Annotated in this window: 11 protein-coding genes; 5 read left to right on the top strand and 6 right to left on the bottom strand. The window is 72.0% G+C overall.

Annotated elements, in window-relative coordinates; genetic code table 11:
* Positions 1 to 74 precede the first annotated feature (74 nt).
* Positions 75 to 1,331 carry an MFS transporter gene (locus tag ACFVH0_RS22880; RefSeq protein WP_385822773.1) on the top strand — a complete coding sequence of 419 codons (1,257 nt, stop codon included), beginning with the start codon at positions 75 to 77 and terminating at the stop codon, positions 1,329 to 1,331.
* On the opposite strand, the gene ACFVH0_RS22875 is transcribed toward ACFVH0_RS22880, so the two are convergent.
* Positions 1,314 to 2,492, bottom strand: coding sequence for a hypothetical protein (locus ACFVH0_RS22875; RefSeq protein ID WP_385822771.1), 1,179 nt, complete (start codon positions 2,490 to 2,492; stop codon positions 1,314 to 1,316). The genes ACFVH0_RS22880 and ACFVH0_RS22875 overlap by 18 nt on opposite strands.
* On the bottom strand, positions 2,489 to 3,448 hold the full coding sequence (locus tag ACFVH0_RS22870; protein ID WP_385822769.1) for a 5-dehydro-4-deoxyglucarate dehydratase: 960 nt from the start codon (positions 3,446 to 3,448) through the stop codon (positions 2,489 to 2,491). The genes ACFVH0_RS22875 and ACFVH0_RS22870 overlap by 4 nt, the downstream gene beginning before the upstream one ends.
* 247 nt (positions 3,449 to 3,695) lie before the next feature.
* On the opposite strand from ACFVH0_RS22870, the gene ACFVH0_RS22865 reads away from it, so the two are divergent.
* The 3 genes from ACFVH0_RS22865 (at position 3,696) to ACFVH0_RS22855 (ending at position 6,082) form a co-directional block, all read left to right on the top strand.
* A complete protein-coding gene (locus ACFVH0_RS22865) occupies positions 3,696 to 4,505 on the top strand; it encodes an NAD-dependent epimerase/dehydratase family protein (RefSeq protein ID WP_385822767.1) in 810 nt (269 codons plus the stop codon).
* A 64-nt stretch (positions 4,506 to 4,569) separates the two neighbouring features.
* The gene (locus tag ACFVH0_RS22860) at positions 4,570 to 4,788 is read left to right on the top strand and encodes a hypothetical protein (protein ID WP_358941920.1); all 219 of its coding nucleotides are present in this window, start codon (positions 4,570 to 4,572) and stop codon (positions 4,786 to 4,788) included.
* A gap of 76 nt (positions 4,789 to 4,864) precedes the next feature.
* Positions 4,865 to 6,082, top strand: a complete 1,218-nt coding sequence (locus tag ACFVH0_RS22855) for a TerD family protein (RefSeq protein WP_385822766.1) — start codon at positions 4,865 to 4,867, stop codon at positions 6,080 to 6,082.
* 112 nt (positions 6,083 to 6,194) lie between these two features.
* Here ACFVH0_RS22855 and ACFVH0_RS22850 read toward each other — a convergent pair whose 3' ends face one another.
* The 4 genes from ACFVH0_RS22850 to ACFVH0_RS22835 form a co-directional block, all read right to left on the bottom strand.
* Positions 6,195 to 6,425, bottom strand: a complete 231-nt coding sequence (locus ACFVH0_RS22850) for a hypothetical protein (protein WP_037711258.1) — start codon at positions 6,423 to 6,425, stop codon at positions 6,195 to 6,197.
* 78 nt (positions 6,426 to 6,503) lie between these two features.
* Positions 6,504 to 8,084, bottom strand: a complete 1,581-nt coding sequence (locus ACFVH0_RS22845) for a TROVE domain-containing protein (RefSeq protein WP_385822764.1) — start codon at positions 8,082 to 8,084, stop codon at positions 6,504 to 6,506.
* Positions 8,085 to 8,579: 495 nt separating this feature from the next.
* Complete coding sequence (locus ACFVH0_RS22840) at positions 8,580 to 10,058, bottom strand: alkaline phosphatase PhoX (protein ID WP_385822762.1); 1,479 nt, start codon at positions 10,056 to 10,058, stop codon at positions 8,580 to 8,582.
* Between the two features lie 191 nt (positions 10,059 to 10,249).
* Positions 10,250 to 11,713: a hypothetical protein gene (locus tag ACFVH0_RS22835; protein WP_385822760.1), complete on the bottom strand. Its 1,464-nt coding sequence runs from the start codon at positions 11,711 to 11,713 to the stop codon at positions 10,250 to 10,252.
* Positions 11,714 to 11,975: 262 nt separating this feature from the next.
* Between ACFVH0_RS22835 and ACFVH0_RS22830 the strand changes: the two genes are divergently transcribed.
* Positions 11,976 to 13,832 (top strand): endonuclease/exonuclease/phosphatase family protein, encoded by a 1,857-nt coding sequence (locus tag ACFVH0_RS22830; protein WP_385822758.1) that lies wholly within the window; start codon positions 11,976 to 11,978, stop codon positions 13,830 to 13,832.
* The last annotated feature ends 12 nt before the right edge of the window (positions 13,833 to 13,844 follow it).

Raw genomic sequence — 13,844 nt, 5'->3', positions numbered from 1 at the left:
ATCCTCCCGATGCCGCCGGGCCCCCTCGGCCAGCAGCCTTGACGCATGACGAAAGCGCTGGTCGGGAGGGTGTGGTGGGTGCTGTGGGTGCGGTGACCGGGTCGGCGACGGTGCGGGTGCTGCGGGACCGTACGGCGGGGCTGTTCCTGACCGCGGTCGTCGTCTCGGGTTTCGGGACCTCCGCGATGTGGCTCGCGGCCGGGGTCTGGGTCAAGTCCCTGACCGGGTCGGACAGTCTGGCGGCGCTCGCCGTGTTCGCCATGTGGCTGCCGGTGCTGGTCGGGCCGGCGCTCGGGACGATCGCCGACCGGATCCCGGGCAAGCGGCTGCTCGTCGGGGCGAATCTCGTGATGGCGGGGCTGCTGGCGTCGCTGACGACGGTCGATTCGGCGGGCCGGATCTGGCTCCTGTTCGCCGTGCTCGTCCTGTACGGGGCGAGTTTCGTGCTGATGGAGGCGGCCGAGGCGACGCTGGTCGCCGGGGCCGTGGACAAGCGGCTGCTGGGTGATTTCAACGGGCTGCGGATGATGGCCGGCGAGGGCATGAAGCTGCTGGCACCGCTGGCCGGCGCCGGGCTGTACGCGCGGTTCGGTGGCGGGGCGGTGGCGTTGCTGGACGCGGCGTCGTTCGTGCTGGCGGCCGGGGTCTACGCGCTGCTGCCGGCTCCGCGGCCGCATCCGGCCGGAGCGGCCCGGACCGGCCGGCGGGGCGAACTCACCGCGGGCGTACGGCAGGTGTGGGGTTCACCGGTGCTACGGCCGCTGGTGCTCGCGGGGTCGGTGACGATGCTGTGCGCGGGGCTCAACGGGGCCGCGATCTATGCCGTGGTGGACGACGGGCTGGGGCACTCCCCCACGTACGCGGGTGTGCTGTACGCGGTGCAGGGCGCCGGGTCCGTCGTGGTCGGGCTGCTGGCCGGTCCGCTGCTGCGGCGGCTGCCGGAGCGGGTGTTCACGGCGGCCGGGATCGCGCTGTTCGCGGTGGCCGTGGGGGTGCGGGCGCTGCCGTACGACGCGGTGGCGCTGGCGGCGAGCGCGGCCGTCGGGATCGGGCTGCCGTGTGTGCTGATCGCCGCGATGACGGCGGTGCAGCGGGAGACCCCGGCATCCGTGCTGGGCCGCACCGCCGCGACCGCCAACACGCTGATGATGGTGCCGAACGCGGTGGCGCTGGCGCTCGGCGCGGGCCTGATCGCGCTGGTGGACATCAGGGTGCTGCTGCCGCTGGTCGGCGCGGCCGCGCTGCTGACCGCACTCCTGCTGGTGAAGGGCCGGCGGGGAAGGCTGACGGACTCCCCCACCGGCCCGGCTCCTTCATCGGCCGAGGCGTGAGAGCGCTTCGCCGACGGCCCGGAGGTCGGGGGCCGAGGCCAGCCCCGCGTGGTACAGCCGCAGTTGGTCCGCGCCGAGCGATGCGGCGTGCGCGGCGTCCCGCTCCAGCGTGGCGGGGCTGCCGCCCATCCCCGTGACCACGCCGAAGTTGGCCGCGAGCACCCCGCCGCGCCCGGCGAACGGGCCGAGCACGGCCTCGCGCGCCGCGTCGCCGCCGGTGCAGGGCAGCACCACACCGTCCGCCACGGAGAGGATGTGTTCCGGGTCGACGCCGACGTTCGCACCGGTGCGGTGGGGCTCTGGGTCGGCGTGCAGCAGCACCTGGAACCCCGGCTCCGCCGCGGCCCGCACGGCGGCGACCGCGGACTCCTGGAACGTACGGGCGACCGTGCCGCGCCATCGGAGGGTGGCGTCGGTGAGGTCGGCGCCGAGCAGCTTCTCGATGCCCGCCCGGCCGGTCTCCGGGGAGCCTGCACCGGCCCAGACCGGTTCCAGCGCACCGCGTACCGCCGCGGCCAGCCTGTCGGGGTCCAGTCCCTGTCCGGCGTAGCCGGTCCGGCAGCCGGGGCAGAAGCAGAGCGACATCAGATACTGCGCCGCGTCCCCCAGCCCGACGCCCGCTGTCTTGTCGTGGGCGTGCAGATGGGCGAAGCCGTACCAGCCGCAGGACTCCAGCTCGGTGCCGAGCGCGCCGGTACGGACCGCCGCCTCCGCCGCCAGGGCGGTCAGGTACTCGCGGACCTCGGCCCCGGCGATGCACGGCGCCCAGGGGTAGCGGTCGCCGTAGGCGTTGACCACGCAGGTGTCCGGGTGTTCGGCGCCCAGCCGGGAGTTGTGCGCCAGGACGACCCAGGTGTGGACCTCCAGACCGGCTCCGGCGAGGGCCTCGGCGGCTTCGGCGAACGGGTCGTCGGAGGCCACCCAGGACTGCTCGTGGGGGCGGAGCGGACGCCCCGCCCACCGAGCGGCGTCCGGCGGGTAGAGCACCGCGGCGTGCTCGGCGGTGACGATGCGGTGCCCGGGGTGGCGGGGGGTCAGCGCCCGGGTGGAGTGGTAGGCGGCGGCGAGCGTCACCTGCTGGACGCCCAGGTCCGCGACGCGGGCGGCCGCGTCCGGGTCGCCGACGACATCCCAGGGATAGAGGAAGGCCGAGGTCTTCACCCGCGCCGCTCCTGCCCGTACTTCTCCAGCAGGGCCCGGCCGCGCGCGACGATCGCGGTGAGTTCCTCGATGTGAGCGGCGGGCGGCTCGGTGAGCGGGGTGCGGACCTCGCCGACGTCCAGGCCGCCGAGCCGGACCCCGGCCTTGACGAGCGAGACGGCGTAGCCGCGGCCCTTGGCGCGCAGCTCGACGAGCGGCCGGTAGAAGTGGTCGAGGAGCGCACCCGTCAGTTCGTCGTCGCCGGAGTCCAGCGCCCGGTAGAAGGCCAGCGCGATGTCGGGCGCGAAGGCGAAGACGGCGGAGGAGTAGAGGGTGACGCCGATGCCCCGGTAGGCCGGGCCGGTCAGTTCGGCGGTGGGCAGTCCGTTGAAGTACAGGAAGTCCCGGCCCGGCAGCTCGGTACGGACGGCGCTGACGATGCGCTGCATCAGGTCGAGGTCGCCATAGCCGTCCTTGAGGCCGATGATGCCGGGCGTGGTGGCCAGTGCGACGACGGTGGCGGGGGTGAAGACGGCGTTGTCGCGCTGGTAGACGATCGTCTCCAGCGAGGTGGCCGCGGCGAGCGCGGTGTAGTGGCCGAGCAGCCCCTCCTGGTCGGCGACGACGAGGTACGGGGGCATGGCGAGGAGCCCGTCCGCGCCCGCCTCCTCGGCGAGCTTCGCGTACTGGACCGCGAGCGCCGTGCCGTATCCGGCCCCCGCGACCACGGGTACCTCTCCGGCGGTCTCCTCGACGGCCGCGGCGACGACGCGGCGGAACTCCTGGGGCGTGAGCGCGTGGAACTCACCGGTGCCGCAGCAGGCGAAGACCGCCGCCGCACCGGCGTCGATGCCGGTGCGCACATGTGCGCGGAAGGCATCGAGGTCGACGTCGCCGTCCGGTCCGTACGCGGTGACGGGGAAGAAGAGCGGCCCGGCGACACGGCCGAGTCGGGCGGCAAGAGGGGCTGAGGTCACTGGCGCTCCCTGAGCGGTTCAGGCGTGCACAATTCTGATCGACGTCCATATTCATGAACGCCCACACGCTAAGCCAGCCGCCAGGCGCAGGTCAAGGAGGGGGAACGGCCGAGGTGACCGACCCCGAGGGCGAACCGGGTGGCTCCGCGCGAGCAGCACCCCGCCCCGCCCGCACACTTGACTCCGCACTCCAGGGCTTCTTAGCTTGTCCACACATATGAATGCCGTCCATGGAGGAGATCCGCGTATGCCCGCTCCCCGCACCGTCCTGCTCACCGGCGCCGCCGGCGGTCTCGGCACCCTGATGCGCGGGCTCCTGCCCGCGTACGGCTACGAGCTCCGGCTCCTGGACGTCGTCCCCGTCGAGGGCGAGCCGGACGCGGTCTCCGCCGATCTCGGCGACCGGGAGGCGCTGCGCGAGGCCGTGCGGGGCGTCGACGCGATCGTCCATCTCGCGGGCATCTCCCTGGAAGCCGGCTTCGACAAGATCCTCAGGGCGAACATCGAGGGCACCTACAACCTCTACGAGGCCGCCCGCGAGGAAGGCGTGCGGCGCATCGTGTTCGCCTCCTCCAACCACGTCCTCGGCTACACTCCCCGCCCGCTCCCCGGCGACCCGCTGATCCCCGTCGGCGCCCCGCGCCGCCCCGACACCTTCTACGGCCTGTCCAAGTCGTTCGGGGAGGATCTCGCCCAGCTGTACTGGGACCGGCACGGCATGGAGACCGTCTCGGTGCGCATCGGCTCCTGCTTCCCCGAGCCGACCTCGGTACGGATGCTCTCGGTCTGGATGAGCCCCGCGGACGGCGCCCGGCTCTTCCACGCCGCGCTCACCGCCGAGGACGTGCGGCACACCGTCGTGCACGGCTCCTCCGACAACACCCGGCTGTGGTGGGATCTGACGACGGCCCGCTCACTGGGATACGAGCCGCAGGACGACTCCGAGCCGCACGCGGCCCGGCTCATCGCCGAGCAGGGCGAACTGGACCCCGACAACCCCGACCACGCCCACCTCGGCGGTCACTTCTGCACCAACCCGCCGATCTGGCCGCGCTGACCACGGCCCGGGGCCACCGAAAACCGCGCGACAGCGCACCGTACGGCGGGCAGGATGCGGAGCCATGCCGAGACCTTCCGGATTCCTGTACGAGCAGCACGGCGACGCGAGCGTCACCATCACCCACCACGGCCGCCCCGCGGGCACCCTGCGCGGCGGCCGGGCGGAGAAGTTCCTGGCCGAGGCGGAGTCGGGGGACGCACAGCTGGTGATGGCCCGCTGGACGGGGGCGTACAAGCACGGCAACGAGCGCACCGCCCGCAACCACCCGCGCAACCGCTGACGGGCCCGGCGAAGCCGGCCGGCAGCGCCGGAAAAGGTAAGGGAACGGCAAAGCGAGGTCGTTCGTTACCCCGAGCATGACCGCTATGACCCCCGGCTCGAACATCCCTCTCTCCGCCGCCCGCGTGGCAGTGGACGTCTCCGCACCCGTGCGGCTCGACGTTTCGGGCCTGCTGCTCACCGCAGACGGCAAGGTGCGCTCCGACGACGACTTCATCTTCTACAACCAGCCCAACGGCCCCGGTGTGACCTACCGCTCCGGCGGCGGCACCGCACCGGACGCGATCGTGGTGGACACCACCGCGGTCCCGCCGGGCATCGAGAAGATCGTCGTCACCGCGAGCCCGGACGCGGCGGGCCAGACCTTCCAGGGCATCGAGCCCACCGCGACCGTGCGCAACGCCGACGACGGCAGCGCGCTCGCCACGTTCACCCCGCCCCGGCTGGGCGCCGAGACGGCGCTCGTGGTCATCGAGGTCTATCTCCGCAACGGCGCCTGGAAGGCCCGCGCGGTCGGCCAGGGCTATGCCAACGGGCTGGCCGGCATCGCCACGGACTTCGGCGTCTCGGTCGAGGAGGAGCCCGCCGCCGCCCCGGCGCCCGCGCCGGTGGCGCCCCCGATGCCCGCCGCCGCCCCGGTCGACCCCCGCATCGCCGCGCCCCCGGCCCCCGCCGCACCGCCGGCCCCGCCCGCCCCCGCGCCCACGTCGGCGTCCGGCAAGATCAATCTCGACAAGGGGCGGGTCAGCCTCCAGAAGAACCAGACGGTCTCCCTGGTCAAGGGCGGCCGGCCGCTGCTCTCCCAGGTCAAGATGGGCCTCGGCTGGGAGCCGGCGTTCCGGGGCAAGGACATCGACCTCGATGCCTCCGTGATCGCCTACGGCCCCAACCGCAACCACCTGGACAGCTGTTACTTCGGCAAGCTCTCCATCCTGAACGGCGCGATCAAGCACTCCGGCGACAACCTCACGGGCGAGGGCGCGGGTGACGACGAGGTGATCGTCGTGGACCTGGGCCGGATCCCGGCGGAGGCGACCGGTCTGGTCTTCACGGTCAACTCGTTCACCGGCCAGAAGTTCACCGAGGTCGCCAAGGCCTACTGCCGGCTGATCGACGCGGCCACCGGCGAGGAGCTGGTCCGCTTCGACCTGACCGGCGCCGAGCCGCAGACCGGCGTGATGATGGCCAAGCTGATCAAGCAGTTCTCCGGCGAGTGGGAGATGACGGCGATGGGCGACTTCGTGAAGTCGCGCACCGTCCGCGGCATGGTGAAGCCCGCCGCCCAGGCGCTGTAGCGCGGCAGCGGGCTCCGGATACGGATTCAGGGGCACCTGTCGGGTGCAGGTGCCCCTGAATCCGGAGAGCGTGACGGGGACGCGGGCGCTGCGCGCGTGCTCGCCGCCTCTCTCAGAGCTTGGTCAGCTTGGAGTACGGGCTCAGGATCCTCCCCTGTCGCCCCGAGAAGTCGATGAGCACCGCGTCGTTGTCGCCCTCGACGGCGAGGACGCGGCCGAGTCCGAACTGATCGTGCGACACCCTGTCGCCCACATCGAACAATTCGACCGGTGGGGCCGCCTGGGCCGGGCGGTTGAAGGGACTGGAAGGCAGGTGGCGCCGGGATCCGGCTGACTGTTTCATTACCTTGAGTATGCGCCCTGGGAACGCCCGACGCCATGCCCGTTCACCTCAGGGGGCGCACTGATACCGGATTCGTGATCAGCGGATCCAGGGCCAGTCCGCGTCACGGCCCGCTTCCAGCAACGGCACCAGGCGGAACGCCGCGTCCGAAAGCCCCCCGAAGGTGTGGCGCATCCCGCCCCCCGAGGGGGCGTGTCCCACCCGGTACCCGGCCAGGTTCCAGGTGTAGACGGGCACGGTGGCGGGCACCGCCGCGACGGCGTCCGCGGCGTACGAGAACGACGCCTGCTCGTCGGTGACGATCAGCACCCGGTCGTGGCCCCGGTAGTGCCGGCGCACCGCCTCCTCGGTGTTGGTGCCGCCGAGGTTGCCGAAGCGCTCCAGCACCTTCAGCACGGACTCGCTGCGGCGAAATGCCACCGGTGAGCTGTTCGTACCGAACTGCACCAGATCCGCGTCGGCCGCCCGGAGGGCCAGCGCCGAGCCGAAGATCGCGGCCGCGTCGGCCCGGTTGAGCTGCGAGCGGTCCGAGAGCGGCGACCACATCGAGCCCGAGCGGTCGACCAGAACCAGCGTCCGCCCCGGCAGGGCGGGCACATTGTCCAGCGAGTGGCCGAGCGCCCTCTCCAGCGGGTGGGCCCAGCGCAGCGAGGGCGCGTGCTGATAGGCGGCGAGGTAGCGGAACGGAAACTGCTGGGACGCGGCGACCGCGGCCGGGTCGCAGATCCGCTCCGCCACCCGCGCGGCGACCTCGTCCGAGACGCCCGCCTCGTCGAAGTTGCGCAGGTTGCGGATGAGGGCCATCGCGCCCATCGACGGAACCACCGCTTCCCAGGCGGTGGCGTCCATCGGCCCCTGGAGCCAGCCGGCCAGGGCCTCCCAGGTCATGCCCGCGGCGGCCAGCCGGTCCGCCCCGTCGGCGCTCTCGACCACGGCCCGCCGCTCCCCTGCGGGCAGCTCCATCAGCGCGCGGTGTGCGTTCAGGACCCGGTCCGAGACCGGCACCACGGCCGCCTCGGGGTGGTGGCGGCGGTCGAGGGCGTACCGGAACAGCTCACCCTGCCACGGCTTCTGCGGGTCGGGCGCGGCGTGCACCAGGTTCAGGATGTCGCCGAAACGGTAGCCCTTGGACGCGGTGTCGTACTTCAGCAGCGACCTGCCGTTGTAGAGCCGGCGCACGGCATCGGCGATGCCGCGCTTGACCGGCTTGGGCACGGCCCGGCCGTAGCGCGAGGTCCAGTACCCGAGGAGTTCCCCGGGCTCGTCGGCGCGCAGCAGAACGGAGTCGACCACCTGGCGGTTGGACGGTCCGTCCTCGGCGCCCGCGTCCAGCCGAGCCTTCACGTACTCGGCGGCGCCGACGATCGAGGCGGTACGCATCCGGCCGTCGCGGCGCAGCCAGTGGAGCAGGCCTGCGGTCCACTCGGGGTCGGTGACGGCGAGCGCCCGCACCAGTTCGGCGAAGCGCTCGTCGCGCTGCTCGCCGTCCTCGTAATAGGTCTGCTGCGAGACGAAGTTGGCGACCGCGAGCAGGAAGAGCTCGGAGCGCTCGTCGCGCAGGAATCCCCGGCCGCCCTGATGGGTCGGCACGGTGTGCCCGGTCGTCCTCACGGGCGAGGTGGCACGGGGCCTGGTGGTGCGGGTGTTGAAGCGTGCCATGTGAATTCCCCCGAATTCAGTGGGAGAAGGCACGGCGGAAAAGGGTGCCCGAGATCAGGAGTCGGCGACGGGCTCACTGATGCTCTACCCGGTTGAGCTACCGGCCGTGGCCGGACGGGATTCGAACCCGCAACCCTCAGTCCAATGGAAGTAGCCGTCGCCTGCGCACCGGGCACCCCCGGCATCCGTGCCTCCCGAGATCAGAGTCGGCGGCGGCGGTTTCATGAGAGGAAGTAGCCGCAGCCTGCGCACCGGGAGGTGCGTCGCAGTCATGCTGATGAAGTTGTGGCGCCCAGAGTTCGGGGTCGGCTGAACCGACGAAGGTGCTCTGCCGACTGAGCTACACCGGAACGGGATCCGGTGACGGGACTCGAACCCGCGACATCCCCATTAAGAGTGGAAGTAGGTCCTGCCTGCGCACCTGGGCACGGACAGGACTCTAGAGGGATGCCCGACCGGCGCGCGAGGCAATTACGCGCGCCGGTCGAAAGGCCGTCAGTGACGGTTCGGCTGGCGCTTCCACGGGCCGGTGATCGCGAGCATGATGCCCGGCGTCTGGATGTTGGCGTACAGCGTCCTGCCGTCGGGCGAGAACGTGACCCCGGTGAACTCGCTGTACTCCGGGTCCTCCTCGCTGCCGATGTTCAGCTCGTTGCGCGCGATGGGGTAGGTGCGGCCGCTCTCGGTCGCGCCGAAGAGGTGCTGGATGCCCTCTCCGTCCTCGGAGATGACCAGGCCGCCGTACGGGGAGACGGTGATGTTGTCCGGGCCGTCGAAGGCGCCGTCCTTCGACGGGTCGGCGTTCACGCCGAGGAGCACCTTGAGGGTCAGCGTGCGGCGCTTGGGGTCGTAGAACCAGACCTGGCCGTCGTGCTGGACGGGGCTCTCGGAGCGGGCGAACGAGGAGACGATGTAGGCGCCGCCGTCGCCCCACCACATGCCTTCGAGCTTGCGGGCACGGGTGACCTCACCCTCGGCGAACTGCTTGCGCACCGAGACGGACTTGGCGTCGCGGTCGGGGACGTCGACCCAGTCCACGCCGTACACCGTGCCGATCTTCGTGGCGCGGGAGAGGTCGTCGACGAACTTGCCGCTGTTGTCGAAGCACTTGGTGGCCTGGAGGACACCGGCGTCGTCGGCGAGCGTGCGCAGCTTGCCGCGGCCGTGCCGGAAGCCGTGCGGCGGAACCCAGCGGTAGAGGAGTCCGTTGGGGCCCGAGGCGTCCTCGGTCAGGTAGGCGTGGCCCTGCTTGGGGTCGATGACGACGGCCTCGTGGGCGTACCGGCCGAACGCCTTGATCGGGCGCGGGGCACGGTTGGCGCGCTTGTCGTACGGGTCGACCTCGAAGACGTAGCCGTGGTCCTTGAGCAGGCCGTTCTTGCCGGCCTTGTCCTCGGTCTCCTCGCAGGTGAGCCAGGTGCCCCACGGGGTGGCGCCACCGGCGCAGTTGGTGGATGTGCCGGCGATGCCGACCCACTCGGCGGTACGGCCGTCGCGGCGGGTCTCCACCACGGTGCAGCCGCCGGCCGCGACCGGGTCGTAGACGAGGCCGTCGGTGAGCGGCACCGGGTGCTCCCAGTCCTTCCGGACGCCGCTGAGCTCGTGGTTGTTGACGAGCAGGGTGACGCCGCGCGGGCCCTCGAAGGTGGCCGTGCCGTCGTGGTTGGAGGGGGTGAACTCGCCGCTCTCCAGCTTGGTGACCCCGCAGTGGGTGATGACCCGGTACGAGAATCCGGCGGGGAGCGCGAGCAGACCCTCGGGGTCGGCTATCAGCGGCCCGTAGCCGGGCTCACGGCCGTGACCGTGACCGTGGTCGTGGTCATGACCGTGGCCGTCGTGGTCGTGGCCGTGCTTCGAGTCCCCGGCGGCCAGGGCGCCCGGCGCGGTGGCCAGTGCCGCGACGGTACCGGTCAGCGCGATGCCGGCACCGGTGAGGGCGGACTGTTTGGTGAATTCCCTGCGCGTGAAGGGCATCACGTACTCCTGGGGCAGCTGGGCGGGTTGTTGGCGCGCCCACATTCGCGCCTCCGCGCCAACACCAGTTGAACTGCGGGCGACGTCGGGGGGCATCCTTCCTGTGCAGTTGGCCGGAAGGAATGTCCCGAAGTCGCCGTTCACCGCGGACCGGCCCGCCCTCGCCGCCCGCCCCGTACCCGGCCGGGCGGTCAGGCTCCCTGGCGCGAACGGGCCTTGAACGCCGCCTTGCGGGCCTCCTTGGCCTTCTTCTTGTCGCTGTGCAGCCGCCCCATCGCTTCGAGGACGTCGGCGGTCGCCGGGTGCGCCACCCGCCAGGCCTCGTCGAAGAAGCCGCTGTGCTGGCCGGCCAGGCCCTCGACCAGGCCCTGGAGTTCGTCCAGATCGCCGTCGGTCTCCAGCTGGGCCGCGATCGTGTCGATGGCCAGCCAGAAGATCATCGACTCCGGCGGCGCGGGGACATCGGCGGCGCCCAGCTCCGCGAGCCAGACCCGGGCGAGGCCGCCCAGCTCGGGGTCGTCCAGCACCGCGCGCACCGCGGGCTCCGCCTCCGCGCCGACCAGGGCGAGCGCCTGCTGGCAGTGGAGCCTGCGCAGTGGTGCCTGCCGGTCCGTGCCCCGGGACGCGGCCAGGAGTTCGGCCGCCGCGCCGTCCGCACCGCCGCGCCGGGCGAGCCACAGCTCGACCTCGCTGCGGGCCGCCGCCTCGGGGTAGTACGCGATCCCGCCGAGCAGCGCGTCGGCACCCTTGTCCGCGAAGTCGCCGATCGCCGGGGCGTCCACCCCGGCCTCCAGCATCCGGCTCCGCAGTCCGTAGAGGCCGAGGGGGGTCAGCTTCACCATGCCGTACCGGGTGACGTCCTCGTCGTCGGCGGGCGGGGTGGCGTCCTCGCCCTCCTCGGCCAGCAACGCCTCGTCCACCGGGCGGTATTCGACGATCCCGATGGGTTCGAGGACCCGGAACTGGTCGTCCAGCCGCATCATCGCCTCGGACACCTGCTCAAGGATGTCGTCGGTGGGTTCGCCCATGTCGTCGGGGACGATCACCGACGCGGCGAGGGCGGGCAGCGGCACGGGGACCGGGTCCGTGCCGCCGCGGCCGTCGCCGACGGTGAGCAGGTACAGGTTGCCGAGTACCCCGTCGAGGAATTCCGCCTCGACCTCCGGATCCCAGTCCAGGGACTCGAAGTCGATCGAGCCGTCCTCGCCGACGAGATCGGCGAGGTCGTCGAAGACGGGCGCGGTGGCGTCGGCATGGACGGCCTCCAGGCCGTCGAGCCAGATCGACAGGACGTCCTTCGGTGAACCGCCGGTGACCAGCTCCAGGTTCGCACCCGCGCGGGCGGTCCCCTCCGCGTCCGGTCCGGCGTCCTGCCCGGGGTCCTCGATGTCGACGAGCCCCGCGTCGACCGCGAGCCGCCAGGCCTCGCTGGCCTCCGCGGCCCCGTCCTCGTCCGCCGCCAGGCCGATGTGCTCGGCCGCCGCGGGCAGTTGGGCGTCGACGAGCTCGCCGCCGGCGCCGACCCGGGTCTCCGGGCCGGCCCAGCGGGCGAGCCGGACGGCGCGGGCGAGCAGCGGCGCGGCGAGCGCGTCCCGTGCCAGCTCGGCCTCGGTGCGCAGCCGTACGGGCGGCAGGGTGGGGGGCTCTGCGGACATCAGGTGGTTCTCCTCGGGGGCGTACCGGGCGTACGGGGCGGACGTACCGGACGTGCGTACCGGGTGTACCGGACGTACGGGCCGGGAATGCTGGGCGTACGGTTCGGGCGGCCCAAGCGTAGACGCATTTCGCCCCATGCCGCCCGGTTCATGAAACGGACAGCGGCAGTCCACCCGGCAGACCTTGACAACCCCCTTGCGCACACAAGAGATTGACGCGCGTAGATCTCCGTTCCGACCCTCGATACCCCCGGAGCCCGTGATGCCTGCCGCATCGTCCAGAACCACCGCCGTCTCCGCCGTAGTCACCGCCGCGCTCGCCGCCGGTCTGCTCACCGGCGCCGCGACCACCACCGCTTCCGCCTCCACCACCGCCCTGCCCGTGGACGGCCAGGTCCGGATCCACGACATCCAGGGCTCCACCCGGATATCCCCGCTCGTCGGCAAGCAGGTCGGCGACGTGGCGGGCATCGTCACGGGTGTGCGGACGTACGGCTCGAAGGGCTTCTGGTTCCAGGACCCGAACGCCGACGCCGACCCCGCCACCAGCGAGGGCATCTTCGTCTACACCGGCTCCGCGCCCACCGTCGCGGTCGGTGACGCGGTCACCGTCTCCGGCACGGTCACCGAGTACGTCCCGGGCGGCCTCGACTCCGGCAACCAGTCGCTGACCCAGATCAGCAAGCCCACCGTCACCGTGGTCTCCTCCGGCAACGCCCTGCCCGCGCCGGTGCGGGTCTCGGAGCGCTCGGTGCCCTCCAGGTACACCCCTGAGGGTGACCCCGCCGCGGGCGGCTCCATCAACGCGCTGCCCCTCGCGCCGTCCCGCTACGCCCTCGACTACTACGAGTCCGTCGAAGGGATGAACATCAGCGTCGGCACCTCGCGGGTGGTCGGCGCCACCGACGCGCACGCCGAGCTGTGGGTGACGGTGAAGCCGCGCGAGAACGACGCCCGCCGCGGCGGCACCGTCTACGGCTCGTACCGCTCCCAGAACACCGGACGGCTCCAGATCCAGTCCCTGGTGCCGCTCGCCCAGCAGCCGTTCCCGAAGGCGAACGTGGGCGATGTGCTCTCCGGCACGACCGAGGGCCCGCTCGACTTCAACCAGTACGGCGGCTACACGCTGACCGCCCGCACCATGGGCACGGTCACCGACAAGGGCCTGCGGCGGGAGACCACCCGCAAGCAGCGCGGCGGCGAGCTGGCCGTGGCGACGTACAACGTCGAGAACCTCGACCCGAGCGACCCGCAGGAGAAGTTCGACGCGCTCGCCGCGGCGGTCGTCGACAACCTCGCCTCGCCCGACATCGTGGCGCTGGAGGAGATCCAGGACAACAACGGCGCGAAGAGCGACGGCACGGTCGCCGCCGATGTGACGGTGAAGAAGTTCACCGACGCGATCGTGGCGGCGGGCGGCCCGGCGTACGACTGGCGCTCCATCGACCCGGAGGACAAGAAGGACGGCGGCGAGCCCGGCGGCAACATCCGTCAGGTCTTCCTCTTCAACCCGGAGCGGGTCTCGTTCACCGACCGGGCCGGCGGCGACGCGACGACGGCGACCGATGTCGCCCGGGAGCGGGGCCGCGCCGCCCTCACCCTCTCGCCCGGCCGGATCGACCCGACGAACCCGGCGTGGGAGAACAGCCGCAAGCCGCTCGCCGGGGAGTTCAGCTTCCGCGGCCGTACGGTCTTCGTCGTCGCCAACCACTTCGCGTCCAAGGGCGGCGACGAGTCCATCTTCTCGGAGCACCAGCCGCCGTCGCGCTCCTCCGAGGTCCAGCGGCACGCGCAGGCCCAGACGGTCAACACCTTCGTCAAGAAGCTGCTGAGCGTCCAGAAGAACGCGGACGTGCTGGTCGTCGGTGACATCAACGACTTCGAGTTCTCCGGCACGGCCGAGGCCCTGACCGCCGGGCGGGTGCTCTACCCGGCGATCAAGTCCCTGCCGCGCTCGGAGCGTTACAGCTACGTCTACCAGGGCAACAGCCAGGTTCTCGACCAGATCCTGACCAGCCCGTCGATCGACGGCTTCCACTACGACAGCGTGCACATCAACGCCGAGTTCGCCGATCAGAACAGCGACCACGACCCGCAGGTCCTGCGCTTCCGCCCGTAGCGGTACCCCGCA

The organism is Streptomyces sp. NPDC127117, from assembly GCF_042677325.1.
Taxonomy (GTDB): Bacteria; Actinomycetota; Actinomycetes; order Streptomycetales; family Streptomycetaceae; genus Streptomyces.
This window is presented reverse-complemented; position numbering and strand designations above follow the sequence as displayed.